General features: G+C 62.2%; 32 protein-coding genes. 22 read left to right on the top strand and 10 right to left on the bottom strand.

Annotation, left to right across the window (positions count from 1 at the left end):
* Positions 1-113: 113 nt before the first annotated feature.
* The gene (locus tag IB277_RS09425) at positions 114-545 is read right to left on the bottom strand and encodes a GFA family protein (RefSeq protein ID WP_060516128.1); all 432 of its coding nucleotides are present in this window, start codon (positions 543-545) and stop codon (positions 114-116) included.
* 614 nt (positions 546-1,159) lie between these two features.
* Here IB277_RS09425 and IB277_RS09420 point away from each other — a divergent pair.
* The gene (locus tag IB277_RS09420; protein ID WP_034793390.1) at positions 1,160-1,426 is read left to right on the top strand and encodes a DUF1127 domain-containing protein; all 267 of its coding nucleotides are present in this window, start codon (positions 1,160-1,162) and stop codon (positions 1,424-1,426) included.
* Between the two features lie 73 nt (positions 1,427-1,499).
* Here the strand turns inward: IB277_RS09420 and IB277_RS09415 are convergent, their stop codons facing one another.
* Positions 1,500-1,700 carry a hypothetical protein gene (locus IB277_RS09415; RefSeq protein WP_060516129.1) on the bottom strand — a complete coding sequence of 67 codons (201 nt, stop codon included), beginning with the start codon at positions 1,698-1,700 and terminating at the stop codon, positions 1,500-1,502.
* Between the two features lie 69 nt (positions 1,701-1,769).
* Here IB277_RS09415 and IB277_RS09410 point away from each other — a divergent pair, with 69 nt between their 5' ends.
* From IB277_RS09410 to IB277_RS09390, 5 genes are all read left to right on the top strand, one after another.
* Positions 1,770-2,309, top strand: coding sequence for a hypothetical protein (locus tag IB277_RS09410; RefSeq protein WP_143034192.1), 540 nt, complete (start codon positions 1,770-1,772; stop codon positions 2,307-2,309).
* 6 nt (positions 2,310-2,315) lie between these two features.
* On the top strand, positions 2,316-2,684 hold the full coding sequence (locus IB277_RS09405; protein ID WP_090294094.1) for an Imm8 family immunity protein: 369 nt from the start codon (positions 2,316-2,318) through the stop codon (positions 2,682-2,684).
* 174 nt (positions 2,685-2,858) lie between these two features.
* On the top strand, positions 2,859-4,430 hold the full coding sequence (locus tag IB277_RS09400; RefSeq protein WP_162731828.1) for a GMC oxidoreductase: 1,572 nt from the start codon (positions 2,859-2,861) through the stop codon (positions 4,428-4,430).
* Positions 4,427-5,158, top strand: coding sequence for a class I SAM-dependent methyltransferase (locus tag IB277_RS09395; protein WP_051659275.1), 732 nt, complete (start codon positions 4,427-4,429; stop codon positions 5,156-5,158). The genes IB277_RS09400 and IB277_RS09395 overlap by 4 nt, the downstream gene beginning before the upstream one ends.
* Complete coding sequence (locus IB277_RS09390) at positions 5,086-5,967, top strand: FkbM family methyltransferase (protein ID WP_162731827.1); 882 nt, start codon at positions 5,086-5,088, stop codon at positions 5,965-5,967. Before IB277_RS09395 ends, IB277_RS09390 begins: the two co-directional genes overlap by 73 nt.
* Before the next feature lie 111 nt (positions 5,968-6,078).
* On the opposite strand, the gene IB277_RS09385 is transcribed toward IB277_RS09390, so the two are convergent.
* Together IB277_RS09385 and IB277_RS09380 are read right to left on the bottom strand one after the other, a co-directional pair.
* The gene (locus tag IB277_RS09385; protein ID WP_090294089.1) at positions 6,079-6,321 is read right to left on the bottom strand and encodes a hypothetical protein; all 243 of its coding nucleotides are present in this window, start codon (positions 6,319-6,321) and stop codon (positions 6,079-6,081) included.
* A 223-nt stretch (positions 6,322-6,544) separates the two neighbouring features.
* The gene (locus IB277_RS09380; protein ID WP_162731833.1) at positions 6,545-7,531 is read right to left on the bottom strand and encodes a glycosyltransferase family 2 protein; all 987 of its coding nucleotides are present in this window, start codon (positions 7,529-7,531) and stop codon (positions 6,545-6,547) included.
* 203 nt (positions 7,532-7,734) lie between these two features.
* Here IB277_RS09380 and IB277_RS09375 point away from each other — a divergent pair, with 203 nt between their 5' ends.
* The 3 genes from IB277_RS09375 (at position 7,735) to IB277_RS09365 (ending at position 9,292) form a co-directional block, all read left to right on the top strand.
* A complete protein-coding gene (locus IB277_RS09375; RefSeq protein ID WP_244546692.1) occupies positions 7,735-8,265 on the top strand; it encodes a hypothetical protein in 531 nt (176 codons plus the stop codon).
* A gap of 137 nt (positions 8,266-8,402) precedes the next feature.
* Positions 8,403-8,816: a hypothetical protein gene (locus IB277_RS09370; RefSeq protein ID WP_090294087.1), complete on the top strand. Its 414-nt coding sequence runs from the start codon at positions 8,403-8,405 to the stop codon at positions 8,814-8,816.
* Between the two features lie 323 nt (positions 8,817-9,139).
* Complete coding sequence (locus IB277_RS09365) at positions 9,140-9,292, top strand: hypothetical protein (protein ID WP_060601181.1); 153 nt, start codon at positions 9,140-9,142, stop codon at positions 9,290-9,292.
* Positions 9,293-9,327: 35 nt separating this feature from the next.
* Here IB277_RS09365 and IB277_RS09360 read toward each other — a convergent pair whose 3' ends face one another.
* The 3 genes from IB277_RS09360 to IB277_RS09350 all read right to left on the bottom strand — a co-directional run bounded on the left by IB277_RS09360 (position 9,328) and on the right by IB277_RS09350 (position 10,453).
* Positions 9,328-9,732 carry a hypothetical protein gene (locus IB277_RS09360; RefSeq protein ID WP_060601179.1) on the bottom strand — a complete coding sequence of 135 codons (405 nt, stop codon included), beginning with the start codon at positions 9,730-9,732 and terminating at the stop codon, positions 9,328-9,330.
* A gap of 101 nt (positions 9,733-9,833) precedes the next feature.
* A complete protein-coding gene (locus IB277_RS09355; RefSeq protein ID WP_060516135.1) occupies positions 9,834-10,025 on the bottom strand; it encodes a hypothetical protein in 192 nt (63 codons plus the stop codon).
* Complete coding sequence (locus IB277_RS09350; protein ID WP_060516136.1) at positions 10,022-10,453, bottom strand: hypothetical protein; 432 nt, start codon at positions 10,451-10,453, stop codon at positions 10,022-10,024. Before IB277_RS09350 ends, IB277_RS09355 begins: the two co-directional genes overlap by 4 nt.
* Before the next feature lie 241 nt (positions 10,454-10,694).
* Between IB277_RS09350 and IB277_RS09345 the strand changes: the two genes are divergently transcribed.
* Together IB277_RS09345 and IB277_RS09340 are read left to right on the top strand one after the other, a co-directional pair.
* Positions 10,695-10,943: a hypothetical protein gene (locus tag IB277_RS09345; protein ID WP_034793442.1), complete on the top strand. Its 249-nt coding sequence runs from the start codon at positions 10,695-10,697 to the stop codon at positions 10,941-10,943.
* A gap of 151 nt (positions 10,944-11,094) precedes the next feature.
* The gene (locus IB277_RS09340; protein ID WP_162744913.1) at positions 11,095-11,472 is read left to right on the top strand and encodes a hypothetical protein; all 378 of its coding nucleotides are present in this window, start codon (positions 11,095-11,097) and stop codon (positions 11,470-11,472) included.
* Positions 11,473-11,649: 177 nt separating this feature from the next.
* Here IB277_RS09340 and IB277_RS09335 read toward each other — a convergent pair whose 3' ends face one another.
* Complete coding sequence (locus IB277_RS09335) at positions 11,650-12,336, bottom strand: S24 family peptidase (RefSeq protein ID WP_244546691.1); 687 nt, start codon at positions 12,334-12,336, stop codon at positions 11,650-11,652.
* Positions 12,337-13,114: 778 nt separating this feature from the next.
* Between IB277_RS09335 and IB277_RS09330 the strand changes: the two genes are divergently transcribed.
* The 8 genes from IB277_RS09330 to IB277_RS09295 all read left to right on the top strand — a co-directional run bounded on the left by IB277_RS09330 (position 13,115) and on the right by IB277_RS09295 (position 17,622).
* On the top strand, positions 13,115-13,849 hold the full coding sequence (locus IB277_RS09330; protein ID WP_090294083.1) for a hypothetical protein: 735 nt from the start codon (positions 13,115-13,117) through the stop codon (positions 13,847-13,849).
* 44 nt (positions 13,850-13,893) lie between these two features.
* Positions 13,894-14,406: a hypothetical protein gene (locus IB277_RS09325; protein ID WP_176960259.1), complete on the top strand. Its 513-nt coding sequence runs from the start codon at positions 13,894-13,896 to the stop codon at positions 14,404-14,406.
* Positions 14,396-14,989: a helix-turn-helix domain-containing protein gene (locus tag IB277_RS09320; protein ID WP_176960258.1), complete on the top strand. Its 594-nt coding sequence runs from the start codon at positions 14,396-14,398 to the stop codon at positions 14,987-14,989. Before IB277_RS09325 ends, IB277_RS09320 begins: the two co-directional genes overlap by 11 nt.
* A gap of 86 nt (positions 14,990-15,075) precedes the next feature.
* A complete protein-coding gene (locus tag IB277_RS09315) occupies positions 15,076-15,681 on the top strand; it encodes a hypothetical protein (RefSeq protein WP_060583349.1) in 606 nt (201 codons plus the stop codon).
* Positions 15,678-15,851, top strand: coding sequence for a hypothetical protein (locus tag IB277_RS09310; protein ID WP_156400690.1), 174 nt, complete (start codon positions 15,678-15,680; stop codon positions 15,849-15,851). The genes IB277_RS09315 and IB277_RS09310 overlap by 4 nt, the downstream gene beginning before the upstream one ends.
* A 554-nt stretch (positions 15,852-16,405) precedes the next feature.
* A complete protein-coding gene (locus IB277_RS09305) occupies positions 16,406-16,687 on the top strand; it encodes a hypothetical protein (protein WP_034793452.1) in 282 nt (93 codons plus the stop codon).
* Between the two features lie 10 nt (positions 16,688-16,697).
* Complete coding sequence (locus tag IB277_RS09300) at positions 16,698-16,916, top strand: hypothetical protein (protein ID WP_090294081.1); 219 nt, start codon at positions 16,698-16,700, stop codon at positions 16,914-16,916.
* 499 nt (positions 16,917-17,415) lie between these two features.
* Entirely contained in the window at positions 17,416-17,622 is a 207-nt protein-coding gene (locus tag IB277_RS09295; RefSeq protein WP_034793461.1) for a hypothetical protein, read from the top strand.
* A 34-nt stretch (positions 17,623-17,656) separates the two neighbouring features.
* Here IB277_RS09295 and IB277_RS09290 read toward each other — a convergent pair whose 3' ends face one another.
* Positions 17,657-18,613 (bottom strand): hypothetical protein, encoded by a 957-nt coding sequence (locus IB277_RS09290; protein ID WP_090294080.1) that lies wholly within the window; start codon positions 18,611-18,613, stop codon positions 17,657-17,659.
* Between the two features lie 512 nt (positions 18,614-19,125).
* Between IB277_RS09290 and IB277_RS09285 the strand changes: the two genes are divergently transcribed.
* On the top strand, positions 19,126-20,778 hold the full coding sequence (locus IB277_RS09285; RefSeq protein WP_051659281.1) for an arylsulfatase: 1,653 nt from the start codon (positions 19,126-19,128) through the stop codon (positions 20,776-20,778).
* Positions 20,779-20,849: 71 nt separating this feature from the next.
* Here the strand turns inward: IB277_RS09285 and IB277_RS09280 are convergent, their stop codons facing one another.
* Positions 20,850-21,431 carry a dienelactone hydrolase family protein gene (locus IB277_RS09280; protein ID WP_090294077.1) on the bottom strand — a complete coding sequence of 194 codons (582 nt, stop codon included), beginning with the start codon at positions 21,429-21,431 and terminating at the stop codon, positions 20,850-20,852.
* 186 nt (positions 21,432-21,617) lie between these two features.
* On the opposite strand from IB277_RS09280, the gene IB277_RS09275 reads away from it, so the two are divergent.
* Entirely contained in the window at positions 21,618-22,700 is a 1,083-nt protein-coding gene (locus tag IB277_RS09275; protein WP_034793469.1) for a D-alanine--D-alanine ligase family protein, read from the top strand.
* A gap of 191 nt (positions 22,701-22,891) precedes the next feature.
* Positions 22,892-23,440: a BA14K family protein gene (locus IB277_RS09270; protein ID WP_090294075.1), complete on the top strand. Its 549-nt coding sequence runs from the start codon at positions 22,892-22,894 to the stop codon at positions 23,438-23,440.
* The last annotated feature ends 93 nt before the right edge of the window (positions 23,441-23,533 follow it).

The raw sequence follows: 23,533 nt of genomic DNA, 5'->3' as shown, positions 1-23,533 counted from the left end.
ATGAGGATCGCAAAGACAGAGCTGGGCCAGCGTAATTGGTCTTCCGGCAATCAGTCGCCAAGCACGCGCGACGGCCGGGCCGCCGTCGCGCCGTGTCTTGCAGGGCTCGTGAATCACTTGGCCGGAAAATATCGCAGGGTTCCGGCGAGCCGGGGGCCGGTTGAGCCCTTGGTGTCCATCGGATGATTGATGCCGTCGTTGACCGGCAATTCTTCAAAATCAAAGGGGCTCACGCCCTCCAGGCAGGCTGCGTTAACGCCGTAGAAATCGGGGTTGGAGCGCGGCTTGTGAAAGGTGTAGATGCCGCATTTCGAGCAAAAGAAGTGCTCTGCTGCATTTGTGTTGAACTGATACTTGGTCAGCGCCTCGCCGCCCGAAAGCACAGTCACGCCGTCTTTGGCCGCCGAGACGGCAACCGCGCCCTTCAGCTGGCAGTATGAGCAGGTGCAGCGGCGGGCCGTATGAAGACCATTCTTCAGCCGAACATTGAAGCGAACCGTTTTGCAGTGGCAGGCGCCGTTTAGGTCCTGAACGTCGAAATTCATGGAAACATCCGTCTGGTCTGAGCCGAATTGATGTCTGTTCCATAAGGGCTGGATCACGGATCCTCAAGTGCGGGCCACCGGCGTCGCGGCCGGCGCGACCGACCCTCGGCCAGTTGTGCCGCCGGCACCGTTCGGCGTCGGTCGCCCCTATGTTTTCGAGATCAGCAGGCTCCGTTCAATTGGCGGTGCAATTGGGATCGTTTCCGTTGATGACGGTCACGCCCGAACCAGGGGCGGTCGAAAGGCTCACAAAGCCCGCAGCATTGCTGGTGTTGCAGTCATGCAACAGGCGCATCTTCAATCCTGCGTCTGCAGATTGTCCTCTTGCCGACAAAGTAATCCTGTGTAATTTTCGCCAAATCGGAGCTCAAACTAGAGGAGGCATACGATGAATATCAATTTTGTTCAGATGCGCGCCTCTGGTGGAATGGTTCACCCGTCACGACGAGTGTGCCGTAATCCTGTGTATTACTTCGGCGCATAACTGCGTCCTGAGTTCCGCCTTTTCGTATCTTCCATTTTGACTTGATGTGACCGGCTTCCGGAACGTAGTTCCGTATCCGCGCGCATCCATAATCTAGAGGACCCGACCGCTTTGCGCGGCGGGAAAAATCATGCGCGAATTGCAACTGACCACCGCTGGCGCCTTGCCGGCGATCATGGACGACCTTTTTCGAACGTTCGGCTTCCGCCGCACGGTCGGCGCTTTCCTGCTTGCTGCCTGGAGGCGTCAGCGGACGCTCAACCAGCTCAGCCACCTCTCCGACCGTATGCTGCGCGATATCGGCGCAGAGACGGGAGAGGGCGTGAAGAAGCCGGAGATCGCCGACATCTCGCTCTGGCAGATGCCGGTCGGCTATCCGGTGACGAGACACAACTGAGGCCCGCGTCAAGCGGGCCTCTTTTCCCGCAGCAACCGGTGGCCGATGAACAACGGCTCAGAGGGCAATCGGCTCACTGGGGGACTGGCGCGGCGAGCTTGGCCGCGCAGTCATGCTTGATCATCGCCGCGGCAAGGTTTTCCCGCCCCTTGCCGGTCGCCTTCGCCCTTGCCGCCGCCATCTCCCTGCACCAGCCGGCGTCGAGAACGTCCTCCGGGATGTGCGGTATGCAGGAGGACAGAAGCAGCAGCGAAGAGAGGAAGACGACGCGCATTCAGGGGCTCCGTGGGTGGGTTCCGAATTGATAGCATTGGCGGGCGATAGGGGAACAGACGGCAATGGCTTGGCCGAAAAGGTCGAGCGGCTTTGGAATTGTCGATCGGTGCGCCGCGTCCCCCGGCGTTTCCGAGCTCGGTGGGACATCGAAGTAGAACCTTGCGGCTGCGATGTGTATATCGCCGGCATTCAATTAGTGCGGGCGTGGCGGATGCGATTTGCAAGGGTCAGAAGAATATTGCTCTCCACGGTCCCGCTTGCTCGATTGGACTATCTGCTTGGCATCGCGCTGTGCGCCTTGCTCGTGGCAGCCCTGTTTCCGTTCGCGGCGGCTGACGAAGTAGGGTGGCCAGCGAAATCGGCGTTGATTTTCGGCTGCGGCTATGCGGTTTTCCTGACGTTGCGACGACTGGTCGATCTCGGCGTTGCCAATTCAGGGCTCGCCTTCCTGTTTCTCTATGCATATTCGGTCGCAGCCGGCGGACTTGGCAGGGCACTTGGCGCCTGGGGAGCAGTCGCCCCTGTGGCGCTGGCGTTGTTTTTGTTTCTAAGCCCGACGACTGCTGGTCGCGTGCCTGCGCAAGATCAGCCAGATTCGGTGGGCTGACTTCCGATGTTTCGCGCGATCGACCTGAAGTCGGCCATCGCCTTCGGCCTGCTACCGGGCGCCTGGACGGAGTTCGACTTCGATTGCGATGAAGGACCCGAGGCGACTTCGCCAGACGACGTGAAGTTCACGCTGGAGCTGGAGATCGGCACGAAGGAGGAAAGCTGGGCGGAGAGTTTTTCCGTTCTGGTGGTCACCCCCAACACCAGGCCCGGCCGGACCCCGCACACGCGATTTCTGGCGTTGCCACGCTACAGCCACGCGGTTCTCAAGGGGCACTTGGTCAAGGCGCTCGCCGCCAGTCAGCGCGACAGTTGGGAAGAAAGCCTCTTGGAACTGCGCAAGCGGTTTTTCTGGGAGTGGGAAAGTACCTGATCTCGCCCGGACTTCTGGGTGGTCGACTGGTGAACGCCGCCTCTCGCCGGCCGCACGGGCCGGTTTTCCCTGATTATATCGACGAGCGCGCTTGCCCGGTTTGCTCAATTAGCTATGACGGTGACGAGGTCGGGACATCCGGCATTTGAAACCGCGGGTGGAAGTGCAGTAGCGATGACGGACACCAGGAATATTATTGACGCGCGTGCGTGCAGCGACGAGGCCCTGCAGGCGATCGGTTCCGATGTGCTGATTGTTGGGTCGGGGGCTGCGGCCTGCGCCATGGCGACGCGGCTCTTGGCGGAGGGCTTGAAGGTCACGTTGCTTGAAACCGGCGACAACCTCGTCAACTCCGACAGCTCGCCCTTCTTCGAGATCGCCAACCAGGAGCCGTTCGGGCTTTCGTTCCAGATCGGCGGCGCGACCAATCTTTGGTCCGGGCGTGTCGCGCCGCTGGAAGATGTCGACCTGACGTCCGGCAACGACTGGCCGCTGGAGCGCGCTGAACTCGATGGATATTACCAGCAGGCGATCGAACTCCTGCAGCTGAAGCCGATCGGCGCTATCGACCAGGTGCCAGCCTATGACGGCGGCTCGGCGCCTTGGCGGGATTTCGTCTCCGACCCGGCCGTCTCGGTCAAGCGGTTCCAGTGGAGCCGTCCGGCCTTCAACGGTCAGGATTATCTGAAGGCGCTTGCGGGCAAGAACCCTGATCTCACCATCGTCTATAATTGCCGCGTGCTGCAGGTGATCCCGACCGCCGCCAGCGATCGCGTCGGCGCGGTGCGGGCGGCGATCGGCGAGGGGCGAACCGTGGAGCTTTCCGCCCCGGAATTCGTGCTTTGCGCCGGCGGGCTCGAAAACCCGCGCATCATGCTGAACAGCCGCCAAGGCGGGTTTTTGGCAAACGACAATATCGGCCGCTTCTTTTCCACCCATCCGAAGGCGAATGTCGGGCGCATTCACCTGTTCAAGACGGTGAAGACGGCAGGGCCGCTGTTCAGCGATCACAAGAGCGGCAGCAGCTCGCTGCGCTTCGGTGTCGGCGTGCGCAAGGGTCAGAAGAGAGACCAGCTGAACCATTATGTTCAGTTTTCGCCGCGCTTTGAATCGATCGGGCTCAAGCTTCTCGAACATGCGCAGCACGTGGTGGCTGCCGGCGAGGGCGGCGATCGCCCGCAATCGACCTTGCGTCGTCGCCTGACCTCGGCTCTGGCGGTTGTCGGCCAGGTCGCCTTCAACGTCATCGGCAAGATGGGGTTGCTCGGGCCGGGCGGCTCGATCCTCGTGGTGCGCGGCTTCTTCGACCAACATCCCAATGCCGAGCACAGGGTCGAGTTGAGCGAGGCGCGCGATCCCCATGGGCTGCCGAAGGGCGTCGTGCGCTGGTCGCTGACAGAAGATGACCAGGCGTCGATCCGCGAGTTTCTGGACGAGCTTTCCGGGCTGCTGCTGCGCCACAATATCGGCAAGCTGATCTCGACGCTGCCGCCGGCAGGCAAGCCCTGGGACATCACCGGCATCCATTCCCATTTCATGGGCACGACGCGTATGGGCCGCTCGGCCGACATGTCCGTCATCGATCGCGATGGCCGGGTGCACGGGGTCGACAATCTCTATGCGGCAGGCGCGTCGGTCTTCACCTCCTACGGCTACGCCAATCCAGTACTGACAGTCATGGCGCTTGCAATGCTTACCGCCGATAAGATATGCCAGCGCCACAAAACAAAGGCGGGTAATCCATGACGGAAATGACTTCCCCGGAACTTAGCGGCAAGGAACAGCGGGCGAAACGCACGCGCTGGCAAAAGCTCTCGCGAAAGAACTACTTCGGGGGCAAGCTTTCGACGAAGAACCTGGTCCGGCTATGCCAGGAAAATGCTTCCAACAAGCGCACGATCATCGTTCACACCGAAGACGTTGACTATACTGAGTTTTTCCCGAACTCGTTCCTGGTCTCGAAGTCCGATCGCAAGAAGGCCGATCTCGTCGTCGACACGCATTACCATCTCGATGCCATCGAAAGCGAAAGCTACGACATCGTGCTCTGCACCGGCCTGCTCGAACATGTTCCCGATCCGCAGCGGCTGATCGACGACATGCGCCGCATCCTGAAGCCGAACGGCAAGCTGATCATCTCCGCCTCGGCGGTGTTCTCCTTCCACGAGGGGCCCGAGAACTATTTCCACTTCACGCCCTTCTCCTTCAAGATGCTGTTCAAGGACTGGAGCGAGATCGAGGACCTGCGCGGCTCGAGCATGCCGTTCGAAACGATCGGCATTCTGATGCAGCGCATTCTGCTGCAGTGCGACGTGTTTCCGCTGGCGCGCCCGTTCATCGAACTCATGGCGCGCTCGGCCCGGTTCTTCGACGTCTTCATTACCCAGCAGTACGATACGACGTGGAAATACACCGACGATCACAAGATCGATTCGATGATGCCTTCCAACATTCAAGCCGTGGTGAGGAAATAGCACCGATGTCTCTGGATTCGCTTTCAATACAAGAGTTTGACGGCTGCCGTTTCTTTTGTGGGGACAACAACAAGATCGAGCGCGAGTTGAAGAAGGGACGCAATTTCTTCGGCGAGTACCACTACGACTTTACCAATTTCGCCGTCGTTAAACGCTTGGTTGCGCTCGGCCATATCTGTCTCGACATCGGAGCCAATATTGGCGTCTATTCGAACGTGTTTGCGCATCTTTCCGGCGATGCAAGCAATGTGCATGCGTTCGAGCCGGTCAGGCATATCCGCCACAAGTTGCTCGCCAACGCCAAGCTCAACGGTCATTCGGGCCTCAACGTCAACGACTTCGCCCTCGGTGACGCCGAAACCAATATGACAATGTTTCAGATTAAGCAGGGCCACATCCGCGGCGGGGTGAGTTCGCTGTTGCAGAACGACACCTACAAGCAGCTAGGCGCCGAAAACTACGATGAGGTCGAGGTCGTGGTCACGTTGCTCGACAGCTACGTGGAAAATCGCAATCTGCGCTCGGTCGACTTCATGAAGATTGACGTCGAAGGCTTTGAAATGAATGTGCTTCGCGGCGGCCGCAAGACTGTCGAGCGCCACCGACCCTTTGTGCTTCTGGAGCTGGATTTCGAGCGCCACGGCGCGGCCGTTGGCAAGGAGATGAAGGACTACTTCTTCTCGCTCGGCTACCAGGCCTTCGAGCCGGAGACGACAAAGACGAGCCCCTTCACTCACCGCAAGCTGTCCTTTGTCCCCTATGATTTCAGCGACAGCCCACGCCGGCGCAATATCCTCCTAGTACCCTGAGCGCTTGCCGCGACCGTTACACGTTCGGCAGGACAAAAAGCGCTATAAAACAATCACCCACGGGCGACGCCCGTGGGTGATTGCGTTTTTGGCGCCGGGTGCTCGCGGGCTTTACGGGGTCGTCGCGGGCTGCGTGGTGGTCGGCTGCGTGGTTGTTGCTGGCGGCGTAGCCGACTGGTCTGTCGTTGCGGGCTGCTGGGTCGTCGCTGGCTGCTCGGTCGTTGCCGGCTGTGTCGTCGTCGTTGTCGGCGCTGTCTCGGTTGCCTGCTGGTTCGCCCCCGGTTTCAGGAACATCACAGCAAGTACAATGAGCACGACCACAACCACGATACCGATGATGGTGTTTCGATTCATCAAGGCTTCTCCTCAGGTTAAGTGCCTTGAAGCTGTAAATGGAGCGGTTGGTCGAATTATCAACGGGCCGGTTCGCGGGTCGGTTGAAAAACACATGCCAAACGTGGCGTGGGGCGGCTGCGACCGCCCGACGTGTGCGGCTGTCCCTGAAGTATAAACATGAGCCGGGTGGTTTTCCCCATCGACAGCCGGCTAAGCGAAAGCGCGAACCGACAAACCCGCCTTAGCGGGTGCCTTCGTCGGCAGCCTTCGGGACCGCGGTAATGAAGCCGAGCCGCAGCAGTTGCTTCGATCCGTCGAACTTCATCGAAGACTCGGAAAAGAGCTGCAGGGCGCCAGTGCTGGAGAGTGCATCCGTCATCTTCGCGTAGGCCGCCGAGCCGTCGAAATATTGCCCATCGGCCACCGCGTCGTTGATGACCTTCTGGTAGTCGGCAAAGAACTTGAAGTGCAGCAGCGTGCCAAGAATAGACGAAAAGTTGCGCTGATAGGGGAGCGGCTGGTGGATGCTAGGGCCGAAGCGACAGTCTTCGTCCCAATAGATCAGCGGGTACTTGATCATTTCCAGGTCCGAGTCGAACTCGCGGTGGCGAGCGCCGCCCTTGATGGTGATCGCCCGCTTCGTCGTCGTCAGCGTGTAGCCGCGGCTGTCGAAATGATCGGCGACTTCCCAGGGGGCACTTGTCTGCAACTGGTCGATGTCGGCGGCCCCGAGATCGACCGGATACATGTCCAGCATCGGTGCCGGGAGGCGCGAGATCTTCAGGCCCTCGAGCGCGTGGATGACCGACCAGAGCGTGCGGTTTTCGCAATCGTCATAGATCAGGAATTCGTCGGAATCGACGTTCACGTACCAGCGTTCGCCACCATACAGTGCGAACAGCGACTCTCTCCAGGCGCGTCCGCGCCGCGCATCCTTGTAGCGGACCGAGGATGCCCACAGGTCGACATCCGGCTGACAGAGCAGATATTCGCGGGTGCCGTCGGTCGAGGCATCGTCGACGCAGATGAAGCGGGTGATCCCGAGTGACCGGTAATGGGCGAGGAAGCCCGGCATGAGCTTGGCGTCGTTGCGGGTCAGGAAGATCAGCGGCAGGTCATCGGGATAGAGCGACGTCTGCCCCTGGGGGCTGACGCAGCGCAGATCGACCGCGTGGTTCATCCTGCGCTCGCGCCGCTCGACCTTGGTGGTCTCGTACCAGGTCGCGATGCGATCAAACAAGCTTCGATCCGTGATCGACTCGGCATCGGATCGATTCTTGAAGGGATACGCGATATCCGTCATGCTCATTCCGACATTTGTCATAAACAATATGAACCCGGACTAAATCAAAAGCACAGGCGTGGCAATCCATACGATCGCACGGATATGGGGAGCGAAAATCGCTGTGTCGAGTGGCTCGCACACGTGGAGTGCGCCCGGCTGCTACAGTTTCTGCGGGTATCCTTCAATCGCAAAAGGCGGCATTCAAGCGGGCCGGCACTGGTGCGCAGCCTGACGTCAAAGCGTTTTCTGCGAAACTTTTTGGCCGCTATCCTGTTTCTCCTTCATCCACGTTCGCGCTGATGCGCCAAGAAGTGGAGGAGGCAGACATGACAAGCGTGATGAGCAAGCTATTGATGGCGGCCCTGGTGGCCGCGGGATCGGTCACCGCAATGCCGGCCGTCTCGCCGGCGCAATCACTCGACCTCTATATCGGCCGGGACCGGGATTATTACGGCGACGACTTCCGTCGCGAGCGGCGCTATGACGACGAAGATTACGTTCGCCCGCGCGGCTGCAGCACCGGTCAGGCGTTGCGCCGGGCCTATCGCGCCGGGCTGCGCGATCCAGAAATTGCCGCCATGAGCCGCAACCGGATCGTCGTTGAAGGCGAAACCCGGCGCGGCCAATATGCCCGGATCTATCTGGCGAACCGCAGCGGCTGTCCGCGCATCGGATAACGGCTGGGCGGTCGCATGACGATCGCGATCGTTCTCTCACATAGGCCGGCGCCGGCAATCGTTCGGCGTCGGCGGTCAGGTAACGTCGAAGTTTTGCGGGTTTCCTTGCGGCCGGGCACGGTGATAGACCTCGCCGCATGACCGCACTTTCCGATTTCAGCGCCACCCCGCTCGCCGAGCGCGCCTGCGGCACCTGTACGCTCTGCTGCCGCCTGCCGGATATCGATGCGCTGGAGAAGCCGGCCAATGCCTGGTGTCGGCATTGCACGGGTGCGGGATGCCGGATCTATGAGGACCGGCCGCAGCTTTGCCGTGACTTTCTCTGTCTCTGGCGTACGGACGAAACCTTGGGCGAGGCGTGGGATCCGGCGCGTTCGCATATGATGATCTATCGCCAGGGACCGCAGGTCACGGTTCTCGTCGATCCGGACCATCCGGACGCATGGAAGCGCGCACCCTATGCAGCGGTGCTGCAGGGCTGGGCGCGCGAGGGTGAGGGCGGGCAATATGTCATCGTCTTCGTCGGCGACGCAGTGTTCAAGGTTGATTGAGACCGGTTGGTAACGACCCGGCAGGCCCCCAGAAAGAAAGAGCCCCGCACGAGGGCGGGGCAAGCAGGCACCCAAAATGGCTCGGGGTGCGGGGAAGCGCAGTCCAGAAAGAACGTACTGCGCGGTACGGAAGCTAACGTGCATCCGCCGAAGCGGGAAAGGCCGGATTCGCTGATTCTGGTACGGTTGCCAAAATAAAGTGGCCCGCGCACGGGCGGGCAGGCGCGCCCCTGTGGTCGCTTCACTGGTCGCTTTTCAAGGCTATCGATTGACTTTGTCGGTCGGCGCTTCATTTCCGATTGGAGGAAAAGACGGAGACGATCATGTCAAAGGCGATGCTGACGTTCCTGTGCCTGGCGGTGCTTATGCTTTCGGCTTGCGCCAACACGGCGCGCGGCTTTCGGCAGGACGGTGTCGAAACCGGCCACGCGCTGGACGATGCGACCCATCGCGTGCTGAAATCGACATCGAAGTGACGCGAGACGAGGTGCCCCGGGCTGCAGCGGCCCACCTACCGCGATGGGGCGGTGCTGGCGCGCGCGGGACTTTCAGCGCTGCTGAAGATCACCGCGGCAAACAGCAGCACGCCGAGGAAGGCGACGATAGACGCGGCGGCAACGATGGGCTCGATCTCGGGCCTGCCTGTCGTCATCAGATAGAGCGAGGGCACGAGCACCGCGACGCCTGACGTGTAGACATAATACTGGATCAGTGCGAGCCGCCGCTCGGCCTTGGCCGGGTTGAGCGCGTAATAGATGCCGAAGATCGCCATCGTCACCCAGCCGAGCAGGTTCGTATGGGCATGGGCCGGCGTTGCTGCATGGTCCTGGCTGATCGCCATGTGCAGGCCCATGCAGAGGCCGATGATCAGGAAGATGATTGCGGTCTTGAAATAGAGTTGCGCAAGCCTTGGCATGGACTGTCTCCTCCGCGATGCCTTTGCTGTCTATTAGCATGTTCGCAAATGATTGGAGATTGCCAATATTGGGCGTGTGGGGGCGTCCGGGCAGGCGAAGGTCAGGCGGGCCGGGCGGTGGCGGCGGCGAGCGCGGCGCGTTTGCGCGTCGCCATGCCGTCGAAGGTGGTGAGCCCCTGGTGCTGCAGGTAAGCCGAAATCGCCGCCTCGATGCCGCGATCGTTGCCGCCTTCGGTTTCCCAGAAGGCTTCGATGGCTGCAAAGAGGGCGGATCTGTCGAGCGTGACGGTCATCGCAAGCTGGTTCCGAACTGCTGGCGGTGGTTGAGGGTGCCGTGGGCGGTTTGGCCGAAAGGCGCGCACTGCGCGCTGAAATCGGCGCACCAGCGTTCCCATGCCTGCGACGTTCGCACGAAAGCGGGCAGTCTGTGTTCCTGCTCGGGGCTCTGGTCGAAACCGTTCAGCCAGGCATCGGCGACGGTCTCGGTAACATCTTCGCCGTGAAGCGCGTCGAGATCGAAGCGGATTAGCCGCTCCACATGCTCGCCGTCATGCACATCGAGCCAGTCGGCTGCGGTTCGGTAGGTGGTGCCCGTCGTGTCGGTCTCGTCGCAGAAGGTGCCGGCACCGAGCGTCATCATGGCGAGAATGATTTCTCGGCGCTTTAGAAAGGGTGCTGCGCTCATCGCCGTTGCGGCGCCCACGGAGATCGCATCCGACATCGTTCACCTCGTCTGTTCGAGGTGCGCACTGGAACACCCTTCGCGGGTTTCCTGTCGGCCCCTCCGGCTGTGTTTCTGATGTAGATATAGGAAAAATCCTATCATTCAGTCAATAGGAAAAACACTGCCGGCAGGAATTGCCTTGTTCAAGTTGTCGATGACGCACTGTTTGTTCTTGTTTTGTTCGGGTGATTGCGCCACTGTGGGGCCGCCATTCCAGGTGGCGGAAAAGGAGCATGGGATGATCACCTACTTCGTCGTTCAGAGCTTCACACTGGGGAGCCGCGGCGCATTTCTCGCCGACGATCCGGTGCAGGCGACCGGACCCGAGCATGCCCAGCGGCTGGCCGAAAGGCTCGCGGCGACCAAGGTGGGGGTGATCGCCTTCAGCCGCTCGGGCGACCTGGCGACCGGTGAGTTCGAGGATGCCAGGGTGCTCTTTACGATCGGCGACCTGCCCACGGAGATCGAGGAGGCGATGGCGGCGTGACGGCTGTCGCCGGGCAGGGGTGGCCCGTAACGGTCACATCCGTGAGCGGTCGAAGAAGGCGCTCACCGCTTGGGAGCCACTCAATGTTCATTGGTTACGAGCCGGGCGCGCCGTGGTAATGTCGTCGCGCAATGTTGGGAGGCGTGAAATGATGTCCGTCGACAGTCGTGCAAGCGGCGAGCCGTCTACCGGTCAATATTGGTCTTCGCCCATTCCGGTTGACGAGGCCGAGTTGAGCCCCGTTCTCCTGCGACAGATCAATTTTTGCGACGACAGGCGCGGATTTCGGGCCTATGTCGTGCAGGTGTTTGCCGATCCTGCCGGGCCTCCAGAGGCCATGTTCGAGCTTGCGTACAATCGCAGGAGCAAGCGCGCCTGCGCCATTTTCGAGGCGGTTCGGGCGGCTGACCTTGGTGGTTCCGGTGATAGGGTCGTCGCTGCGGCCGATCCGATCTGGGTGGTCGCAAACAGCCCTCGGACAGCGGTTGACGCTGCTTTTCAGGCCTTGGTCGATCGGTGTTCCGACTAAGGCAACTCGCTTATTTGTGCTGTTTGCGGCGGCGATGGGCGAGAAATCAAAGACTTAAAGCGCGACGAGCGGGCTGAAAAATTGCGGCGTACCTAAGCGGCGGCTGCTCGGCGATCCCGACCGGATTGCCGCTCAATCTCTTTAAAATCCTGTGATTGTTTGTGGTGCTCGCCCCGTTTACCGCGCGCTGTATTTGCCGACGACCCGGTGGCAGAAGGACCATTCGACCCGGCTTTCGGTGAACTCCAGGGAGGGGTTGTATTGCCTCAGCGTCCATTCGCGGTCGTTGAACGAGACGAGCCGCTTGATGATTGCCTCGGCATCGTTGGCGGGGGGGACGTGGTAGAGCACCACGTCCTTGTCGCGCGTGGGTGGCAGGTGCGGGTGGACGAGCGCCATGTCGCCCGGCTCATAGGCCGGGATCATCGAGCTGCCGGTGAGGTAGATGCCGTAGGCGCCCTTGACGCCCTCGAGCACGGACGGGCGCTTGACATATTCGACCGCATCGAAGGTGACGATCACATGGCCGTCGCCGCCTTGCGCGGCCGCAAAGATCGGCAGGTCGCGATGGCCGACGAGTTGCTCGCCGGGCACGATCTGCGGCGCAAAACCCGGCGCGCGTCTGGGCGCGGCTTCGCCGGCGGCGGCAGCGCCCTGGATCAGCTCGACGATCGCGCGGGCGTCGCGCTCGCGCAGTTCCCGCGGCGTCTCCCGCTCCACGAACTGCTGGATATAGGCATGGTTCTTCCCGATCGCGATCGACAGATCCTTGTAGGTCGTCTTCTTCGCGTCGACTGCTTCCCGGATGAGGTGGCGCAATTCGTCCATGGCACTGGCATCCCAGATTTCGTTTCCGTCGTCCAATAGGATTTTTCCTCTTGATGGCAATAAGAAATCCTACTATGAATAGGATGTCAACGGAAATGAGCGGCAGAAACCGCTGCAGCAACCGTCACGGCGCCCAGTGGGCCAGCAAGCGGACTGGATGCGGATGATCGATCCGTTTCAGCCGATGCCGACCAGGGGGCGCATTCAGCATCGATCGCCGCATCTTGTGCGGTGGTCCAGGTGAGAGGCCGTCGTTTCCTCCCCGGCGACCTCTCGCTTTTCCAATCGATGCCGGCGCGCCGGCGCATGGTTGCCACGCGGGCCGATGACGGTCCGTGGTCGGTGACGTGCGCCACGTCGGTGGAGAGCAGCCGGCGCGCAGCCAGTGCGTGCCGGCGGCGCCAAGGTCACGGGTTTCGGCCGTTGCAGTGCCTCCTTCGGCGGAGGCGTGGCCCCCCTGACACCGGGAGGGGACAGCGAAGGCGATCGGCTGCTTGCCTGACGGTGGGCGGCAAGGCGACCGGCCGGTGACGGGAAGAACAATCGGAAGCGGGCGCGCGGCAGGCGCGACGAATGGCCGTGCCAATGGGCACGGCCAAAGGGGAAAGCATGGGAAGCGGCATGGCTGACAATGATTTGACAGGGAAGGCGCCGGGAGGGCGCGGGGTTTTGCCGACGTGTGAAACTCCGGGGCGGCTGGCGACCGGGGACGTCGGTTCCAAGGCCGGGCTTCGTCGTCCAAGCCGGGTGGCGGGCGTCTTCTCCCGCCAGGTGGTGCGCCCTCCTTTCCGCCGGCCGGCGAGGGCTTGAGCGCATGCGCATTACCGCAATCGTCGAAGCCCTGGTTCAATCGGGCGCGTCGCCCGAGATGATCCTTTCTGCCGTGCGCGCTGCCGAGGCGGGGCACGTATCCGAGATCGAGCGCCGCCGGGCGGGCGACCGCGAAAGGCAGCAGCGCCGTCGGGCCCGCGTGACGTCACGCGATGTCACGGTGACGGCCGACGGTGCCCTCTCTGATAAAGAAAGCTCCCCCACACCCCCTAAAGAAACTAACTCTCCCGACCCGAATCCGGGTGGGGACGCCGACCGGCCGGTTCCGGCTGCAGCCGTTCCGGATGCGGCAGGCTCGCGGCGCAACGGGAGCGGCCGGGCGATGCGGCTGCCTGAAGATTTCGAGCCCGACTGGGGCTTCGCCGCCGGCCTCGGCTTCGGCCGGGCCGAGGCCGGCGTCGAGTTCGACAAGTTCCGCGACTACTGGCGCGCCAAATCCGGACGCGATGCGACCAAGCTCGACTGGGCCGCCGCCTGGCGAAACTGGATGCGCAATGCCGGCGGCCGCGGGTTGCGCGGTGGCGGACAGGCCCGTCGCGGCCATCACCCCCAGGCGCCGCCACACGAGACCGCCTTTGCCCGCCATCAGCGGGAATGCAGGCAGACAATCGAAAACCAACTGAACGGAAACGAGAACAATGACCTATTCAGAGATGATGATTTCGCCGGCGGAGGCCCGGCTTTCGACCTTGGGCCGGGAGATTACCGCGCTCACTGAGCGGCTGGCCTGCGTCAACGAGGCGGCGGTGCTGCGCAGCCTCGATGCGATGCAGACGGCCGGACTACGCGCTTTCGGGCGTGCCGGCCTCGGGGCTTTCGGCGGCGACGCAGAAACTGATCCGCGGCGACTATGCCGCCAATCCCAACGTGCTTCTCGGCACGATACCCAAGCCGCCGGTGCTGGCAGCGCTCGCCAAGGCGGAGGCGCTGGGTCTCAGGGCGGATCTTGCCCGCAAACGCGAGATGGTTGCGGCGCTGACGCCGCGCCCGGCCGACGATCGGCGATCGCCGGCAAGCCGCAGCCGGGTGCGGGCGATGGTCGAAAGCTTCCGTCAGGCGCATGCGGCAGCGAAGGCCGGGCGGGATGCAGTTTCCTCCGACGGGCGGGCGCAAGGCGCGAACGTCCCGACCGAAAGCGCAGCTGATAGGCAGCCGGATGATACGGCCCCGCAAAATCCGGCGGCGCGGAATGCGTTTCGCGACTGGCTCGTGTCCGGCGTCGAGCGTGCAAATCTCAATCCAGCCGTTTCGAGGGAGGCTTTCCATGCGGTCTGAAGGCACTGAATTGACGACAGGACAGGCACCGGGCCACGCAGCGGCAGGGTCGGCGGAAAGGATGCTCTCGGGGGACGAAGCGGGGAGCGCCGCTGCAAAACCGGCGACGCTCGACGATCTCGTCGGCATCGTCGCCGTTCAGGTGCGGGCGCAGGCGAGCCGGATCCAGGAGTTGGAACTGGCGCTCGCCGATGCCGAGGCGCGCATCCTCTCGCAGGCGCGGCTGATCTGCGGTGCCACGGCCGCGGCAAACAGCGATTTGTTCAACCGCCGGCCGGTGCGGGCGATCATCGAGGAGGCGCTTGGCGCCTATCCTGGGATCAGCTTCGAGGACATCATCGGGGTTGGCCGCGAGCGACGGCTGGTCGAGCCGCGGCACCGCTGCATGACCGCCGTTTACGACGAGCGCCCGGATCTATCGCTGCCGGCGCTCGGGCGGATCTTTCGGCGCGACCACACCTCGGTGCTGCACGCCGTCAACAAGCGCGAGCCCGGCAATGCGCGGCGGCGCGGACGGACCCAGCAGCCGGGCCGCTTGCCCGCGAATGCCGGTGCCGACGGGATCGGCGCGCCGGCATTTTGATTTTCCGACGAATTTCAGTCCCGCCCGCGGCCGCAGACACATGCAGCGGGCGAGGGCACATGCAGATTGCAAAAGGAGAAGAGACCATGACATCCAAGGCAGAGCGCATCCGCATCAAGCGCGCCAGCCGGGCGGGCCGGCCGCGCAAGGCCAATGTGGCGCGCTATCCGGGCGGGCAGATCAAGCATGGCGAAAGCGAGCGCGAGGTCTGCTCCGTGGCGCTGGACGCGCGCCGGCGCATGCATTTTTCCGGCAGGCGCGATGCCGATGTTGCCAGCCCCTTTGCCGGCTACACGCTCGGTCGCATGTTCCTCGACGGCAAGCTGACGGCGCATGAGCGCGAGGCGGGCGACGAATACAGCCGGCAGATGGCGCGCTACTACAGCCTCACCGGCATTCCTTTCCCGAGCGTGCGGGCCCAATCGCTGTTCGACGTGAAGGGTTTTGCCGGCGAGACGAGCGCCGAGCGCGCCCGCGGCGCCCGCCAGGCGGCGAACCGGATGATGGAGCTGGAAGGCGTGCTCTTGAAACTGCCGGACGGGCCGCAGGTGAAGACCACTGTCTTCAACGTCTGCATCATGGACTACGAGATGCTGCGCACCATGCCGGAACCGCAGCTCGCCTGGCTGAAGCGCGGACTGATGGAGCTGCACTGGCAGCTGGGGCTTTCGCGGGAGAAGGAAGGGGCGTGAAAGCGAGCGCGAGGATCGGCCGCTGCCAGTGGCGCGGTTTCAAGCCCGGCTCGCGCTTCGCCGCGCCGCTTGCCGCGATGGCGGGTTCGAATGCCCTCGCGTCAGCGCGGCTGCGCACCGCGACGAGCGTCGCATGTTCGGCTGAACACGCGACGCTCGAACCGGCCTGAGGGGGCGGCGGACGCGACCGGAACCGTGTGGATGGGGCGCGCGCCGGTCTCTCAGGCACGGTAACGATTATCCCCGGAAGGCTCTTCCCTCGGTCGTGGTGGCCACCTCCGGTTCGTCGGAAAACATCATGCAGGTGAGCGCTGAACGTTTCGCCGTTCGCAATTGCCGTGTCGCGTTACACTTTTGACCACGAATGTACTGGCACTGGTGTAAGAGCGATGATGAGGAAGCTCGGTGCGATTTCGCCCCGGGCTTTTTTGTTGACCGCATGCGAGACTTTCGCGTCATTGATGCGGCCGATTGCTTTGTCAGCGGTCGCCAGCCGCCTGCGCCCGGGTATCCAGGCCACGAAGGGTCTGCCTCATCTTGGCCTTGAATAGACCTCAATTGACGCGCACCCTGATTAAATCGATTTAAGCCTGCTTGGCTTCTCGCGGCGTCAGAACCTCGACCCGCCATTTCCCCCTTAGATCGCCGCGTCGTAGCGCTGCCGCACGCAGCGGTATCAAACGAGATCGCGTGCCGGCGGCTGCCGGTATCGGGAGGAGATGTCATGTTCGACCGAACGATTCACCGGACAATCCATTTCGACCGACCGTTCAGATTGCCGGGCGTCGATGAGACGATCGTCGCCGGCGCCTACGAAATCGATGACGACGAGGTGCCGATCGAAGGGCTTTCCTGGCTCGCCTACCGCCGTGTTGCCACCTTCATCAAGTTGCCCGCGACAGTCGAGAACCACTACCGCATGCGGTTGATACAAATCGAACCCGACGAGTTGGCGCGTTTGGTCGCGCTCAGCGGCGCCGAGATATCAGATGCGCCCGGACAGTGAGGATAAAACCATGTCCCAACATCGCTATCCCGTCGGACTGTCCGTTCGCCTGCGAGACCGTCATCATCTCTCACCGAGAACCGCCGAAACCTATCGCATCACCGCAAAGATGCCGCCACGCGACAACGCCCCTCAATATCGAATTCGCAACGATGAACTCGGACAGGAGCGGGTCAGCGCTGAAAGCAATCTGGAACCGATCGACTGGGGAATGACCCGCAGCCACTGAGGAATGCCATGCGCTATGTCGAAACATTGAAGCGACTATTCCGGGTTAAACCTGAAATCCGTCACCGTGGTCTTGTACTGACAGTCGCAAAGCCGGCCAGTCAAAAGGCACGCGACAGGCCACAGGAGCGTCATGACAGCTCCGGCATATTGAAGCGCAGCCGGGATACGCAGGAGCGCCACCGGCTTTTGTAGAGCAACTGATCTGCGTCAAGACAAGGAGATAGACGCCAATGAAACCGCTCCATCGCACACATCAGATTGGCCTTACGCTTTGGCTGCGAAACGGTGGGGCAACCGGCAACACGGGCGAACTCGATCAATATGGCAGGCGTGTGGAACGTGACGGGTCCTGGACGGGAGCGCGGTTGTATATCGGCTCCTGGACTATGGCCGGCCTCGACCAGCAATTTGGCCTCCGCTGTGCTTCTCAACGCACCACAGCGGGCCTGAAGAAGACGAGGTAAACGCCCGTGTCTGACGCGAATGGAAATGTCTTGATGAGCGTCGCGGAAATCGAGCTGCTGCGGTGTGTGTTCGAGGCGACCTGCGCGGAGCACCAGATACCGCGGGAGGGAAGCTGCGCCGAACATCTTGCCCGGTTTCTTATGTTCGAGTTCAATTTGTCTACCTCAACCGAAAGCTCTCTCCTGGCAGCCGTCGATGAGGTCTATCTCCGACGCGCTCCGCCCCACGAGGAAAGCTAAGCAACGCGCAGCCGGCCGAATAACATCGCCTATCCTACCCTACGAGGCTCCTCGCAACCTTCCGTTCGCGCAGGATGCGAGCGTCGAGTTCCTTCAGCCGGTGCGTGAGGGCGGGATCGCCGGGCAGGAGGGCGAGAGCCTTCGCCAGCATATTGCGTGCGGTGACGAGATCGCCGTCGCCGATGTGGCGATTGGCGCGGTGATAAAGGAAGTTGACCCGCTCCGTTGGCGCAAAACGGTCGCCGAAGCGGGCGTCGAGCGCGTCGGACCAGGCGGGATGCCGGGCCATGGCGGCGACGGCGACCTGATAGGGACGCATGGGCGCATCGACCCGGGCGGCGCGGGCAAGACCCCGTAGGCGCGAAACGTCATGGGTTCTGCAGGCGGCGATCAGCGAAAGGGCACGCTCGGTGCCGGTAAAGACACGGACGGTGCCGTGGCCGGTCATGTGAACGCGCACGAGATGCGTTTCGGCCTGAAGTGCTGCGATGCGCTCGGCGTGGCGGCGATCTATCGCGTGGAAGGGATCATAAAAAATGAAGGCGCGGCCGGCGGCCTGATCGGCCGAAATGCCCATATTGGCGTGCAGATCGGGCGAAAAATGCCGGAGGAAGCGATTGTCGTAGGGGACGGATTTCGGGTCGATCGAGACCTGCGGGCAAAAGGCGATGGCCGCGGTGGCATTGAAGCGCCGGCGATAGCGAAGCGCCGCATAACCACCCTGCGAATGGCCGTACAGAATGCGCTCGGGAGCTGCATTCAGAATGGGTGCTGCGGCTTCGACCGCCTTGACCACGCTTGCCGCCGGAAACCAGTTGGGCCGCCTACTGATGAAGCCGAGGGCTGAGATGTCGGCCTTCTCGCAAAAGCGCTGGCCCCAGTAGCGGCTGCCGTTTGCCTGGATCTCCATCTCGTTGAAGGTCACCAGCAGATAGGGGGATGAACCCGGTCGATGGATGACTTCAAGATTTTCGTCCGAGTAGATCAGCACGGTTACTCCAAAACAATTTCAATTCTTGCAGCAATATTATTTGAAAGTTCGAGAATGATTTGCGGTCACCTCGGATTTCTTCAGTATTGCGTATTTGTATCAGATTTCCAGTGCCTGGATCTTTCTGCAAGGCAAATCCAAGAATGAGGTCCATTCGCGGCTCAAGGGAGGCTCGTTTCCGGTCGATTTCGGCCCGATGCGGTCACTGCGCCACCGGTTGAGCGCCCACGTTTATGGCGTTCGTTACAGTTACGTACTTGATTGCCCGCGCGAAAGGAGCAGCATGCCCGCGCAGACGGCAACGGCCTTTCGCAATCGGTCGTGAGTTGCCGTTTTGGCAGCCGAAATTTGTTTGAAAATTCAGGCATGGCTTTGCGCGTCGAACCTCAATGGAGACGTGCTTCTTCCCAGATCAGTTTTTCGCGCGATGGCTCATCGCAGGAAGGAACCTGACAATGATAAAGGCATCTGATCATTCAAATTCGTCCCGCTGCGTGTCGAGGACTTTTCCGATGAAACTTCTGGCGTCGTGCGTGGCAGGGCTGAGCATTGTCGCTGGCCTGTCAACCCCGGCGCGTGCGCAGCAAGCAACACCAAAACCCAACATCCTTCTGATCGTTTCCGATGACACCGGCTACGGAGACCTCGGCCCCTATGGCGGCGGTGAAGGACGAGGCATGCCGACACCCAACATCGACAAGCTGGCCGAACAGGGCATGCTGTTTTATGATTTCTATGCCCAGCCGAGCTGCACGCCGGGTCGCGCCGCCATGATCACCGGGCGTATTCCCAACCGCAGCGGCATGACGACGGTTGCATTCCAGGGGGAAGGCGGCGGTCTTCCGGCGGCCGAATGGACGCTCGCCTCCGTGTTGAAGCTCGGCGGGTACCAGACCTATTTCACCGGCAAATGGCATTTGGGCGAGGCGGACTATGCCTTGCCGAACGCCCATGGCTTCGACGTCATGAAGTATTGCGGCCTTTACCACCTCAACGCCTACACCTACGCCGACCCGACCTGGTTCCCGGATATGGACCCCAAGCTCAGGGCCATGTTCCAGAAGGTCACCAAGGGCGCGCTCTCCGGTAAGGCCGGCGAAACGGCGGTCGAGGACTTCAAGATCAACGGCCAGTATATCGACACGCCCACGGTCAATGGCGCGGCAGGGGTCGTCGGCATCCCCTATTTCGACAGCTACGTCGAAAAGGCGGCCATCGAGTTTCTCGACGACGCGGCGAAATCCGACAAGCCGTTCTTCATCGACGTCAACTTCATGAAGGTGCACCAGCCGAACATGCCGGCGCCCGAGTTCGAGCATAAATCGCTGTCGAAGTCGAAATATGCCGACAGCATCGTCGAGCTGGACACCCGCATCGGCCGCATCATGGACAAGCTGCGCGAGACCGGCCTCGACAAGAATACGCTGGTCTTCTACACGACCGACAATGGCGCCTGGCAGGATGTCTATCCCGACGCCGGCTATACGCCGTTTCGTGGCACCAAGGGCACGGTGCGCGAGGGTGGCAACCGCGTTCCCGCCATCGCCGTCTGGCCGGGCAAGATCAAGGCCGGCTCCAAGAACCATGACATCGTCGGCGGCCTCGACCTGATGGCGACATTTGCTTCGGTTGCCGGTGTCGCTCTGCCGGACAAGGACCGCGAGGGCCAGCCGATCATCTTCGACAGCTTCGACATGTCGCCGGTCCTGCTTGGAACCGGCAAGTCGGAACGGAACTCATGGTTCTATTTCACCGAGAACGAACTGTCTCCCGGCGCTGCCCGCGTCGGCAACTACAAGGCGGTGTTCAACCTGCGTGGCGACAATGGACAGGCGACCGGCGGCCTTGCCGTCGACAGCAATCAGGGCTGGAAGGGTCCGAACAAATATGTGGCGACGGTGCCGCAGATCTTCGACCTCTGGCAGGACCCGCAGGAGCGCTACGACATCTTCATGAACAACTACACCGAGCGCACCTGGACGATGGTGACCATCAGCGACTCCATCAAGCAATTGATGATGACCTACGTGAAATATCCACCGCGCAAGCTTCAAAGCGGGACCTATACCGGTCCGATCGAAATCTCGAAGTATCAGCAGTTCCAGTGGCTGCGCGATGAGCTCGGCAAGGAAGGCTTCAGTCTGCCGATGCCGACCGGCAACTGAACCGGAAAATGAGAAGCGGCGCTGTCTGATCATGGCAGCGCCGCTCGATCGTCGGGCTTTCGAGGCGCCGGTCAGATCCGCTCGAGGAAGGCAAGTACCCGTTTCATCGCCAGCGCAGTTGCCGCCGCGTCATAGGAGGGCAGCGAGCTGTCGGCGAAGTAGTGCTGGTCGCCCGGATAGAGGAACAGTTCGGCGTCCTCTGCCTTCTCGACGATCTCGCGGGCGGCGTCGACATCGCCTTCGCCGACGAAGATCGGGTCGTTGTCCATGCCGTGGATTTGAACGGGTACGCCGGCCGGCCAGGGCCCGAAGGACCACTGGCCACTGATCGGGATGCAGGAGTAAAAGAGCAGGGCGCCGCGGGCGCCGGGGCGGGTCTGGGCGAGTTTCTGAGCCGGCAGGACACCGAAGGAGAAGCCGGCATAGACGAGGTTTTCGGGGAGGGCATCGGCGAGGCGCACGCCGCGCTCGCGCATCTCTTCAAAGCCGACCGCCTCGATATGGGCAACGCCCTCCTCGATGCTCGCGAATGTACGTCCTTCGAAGAGATCGGGCAGGTGGACGACGTGCCCGGCCGCGCGCAGGTCGTCGGCAAAGGCGTGCATGCCGGGTGTCAGCCCCTGGGCATGGTGGAATACGAGGACCTCGGCCATCGGCAGCTTCTCCTTCAAACCAGTGTTCGCGCATCAATTGTATTTCGTTCGGTGGAATTCAAGCGGCAAGGCTGCCCTTAAGGAAAATATTCCTCCCGCGCTGATGCCGCGTCTCTCGACCTTTTCTTGCCATCTTCGCTCGCTTGGTTGCGCACGATGCACCACGATTCTGGAGGGAAAAGGATCATGACAGGTAAGTTGCGCATTGCCGTGCTGTTCGGTGGCCGGTCGGCGGAGCATGAGGTTTCGCTGATGTCGGCGCGCAACGCCGTCGCGGCGCTCGATCGGACGCGCTACGAGATCGTGCCGATCGGGATCGCCAGGGATGGCCGCTGGATGCTGGTCGATCTCGAAGACGGGGAACTGCCGAAGGCGATCCCCGTGTCGGGAACGCAGGTGGCGCTAATCCCCGGCGGACGGGGGCGGGCGGTCACCATCGCGGCCGACGGCCGCCAAGGGTTGCTGCCGGCGATCGACCTGATCTTTCCGGTTTTGCATGGTCCCTTCGGCGAAGACGGGACGGTGCAAGGCTATGCGGAAACTGCCGATGTCGCCTATGTCGGCTGCGGTGTCGCGGCTTCGGCAGTCGCCATGGACAAGGCGCTCGCCAAGCGCCTGCTGGTGGCCGAAGGCATTGCCGTTGCGCGGGCGATCGGCCTTCATGCGGGCGACGCCTATTCAAGCGAGACCATCCTCGAAAGCCTGGGACTGCCGGTTTTCGTCAAGCCGGCGCGGCAGGGATCTTCCGTCGGCGTCAGCCGCGTCGACAGTCTGGACGCGCTTCAGGCGGCGCTTAACGAGGCGTTCCGGCACGACGACAAGGTGCTGATCGAGGAGTTCGTCCAGGCCCGCGAGATCGAGTGCTCGGTGCTGGAGGATGCGAAGGGACAGCTCACCGTCTCGCGACCGGGCGAAATCATTCCGGCTGCGAGCCACGGTTTCTACAGCTACGACGCCAAATATGTCGATGCCGGCGGCGCAGTCGTCGAGGCGCCCGCCAAACTCTCCGAAGAGGTGATCGCCGAGGCCAAGGACATGGCCGCGCGGGCATTCCGGGCGCTTGACTGCGCGGGGATGGCGCGGGTGGACTTCTTCCTGCGCGCCGATGGAAGCCTCATGATCAACGAAATCAACACCATTCCCGGCTTCACCAATATCAGCATGTATGCCAAGGCGCTGGCAGCCGACGGCATCGCCTACGGCCAGGTGGTGGAGACGCTGATCGCCCATGCGCTGAAGCTGCGCGGCAAGGCGGGCGCGCGCACCTGAGGGGATGACAGGGGCAACCCGGGTATGGCAGGCCATCGCCGGGGATGGCGGGCTTGCCGGGCGGCAGTGTCACCCTGGAGTATTGCGATGCTACCTATGAGTTGCGGTCCATATTAGGATTGTCGCATTCATTGTGGGTTCACGTCGCCCCGGCCAAAACTCGCACCTGTTACAAACGGACAGGTGATGAAATGAAGAAGATTGGCATCGTCGTGCTTGCGGCGATAACGGCTCTTTCGGGCATCACGCCGGCAAACGCCCTGCCGGCTGTTGCCATCGAGCGGGTGCAGAAGAGCGACGTTCAACTGGTGCAGCACCGGGAATGGAACGGCGGTCACCATCGCCGGCGTCCGCCGGGCTGGCACGGCGACTATCGCCCGCGCCCCGGCTGGGATGGCGGTTACCGCCCGCGGCCAGGCTGGCATGGCGGCTATCGTCCGCGTCCGGGTTGGGACGGCGGCTACCGCTATGGCTACTATAACGGCCACCGCGGCTATCGTTACGAGCGCTACGGCTATCGCCGCCACAATGACGGCTGGTGGTATCCGCTGGCGGCCTTCGGCACCGGAGTCATCATCGGCGGCGCGATTGCCGCTCCGCCGGCGCGTCGCTACGAGACTGGCGTCAACCCGCGCCATGCCGACTGGTGCTATGCGCGCTATCGCTCCTACCGTGCCTGGGACAACTCGTTCCAGCCCTATGGTGGCCCGCGCCAGCAGTGCTATTCGCCCTACTTCTGAGGCGAGCGTGTTTTAAGGAGGCCCGCCGGTCGCTGACCGGCGGGCCTCTTTTTGTTTTCTGGCATTCACATGCGCTGAGGGAAAGCGGCCCGG

Origin of the sequence: Ensifer sp. ENS07, assembly GCF_014852185.1 — a bacterium.
GTDB lineage: Bacteria > Pseudomonadota > Alphaproteobacteria > Rhizobiales > Rhizobiaceae > Ensifer > Ensifer adhaerens.
This window is presented reverse-complemented; position numbering and strand designations above follow the sequence as displayed.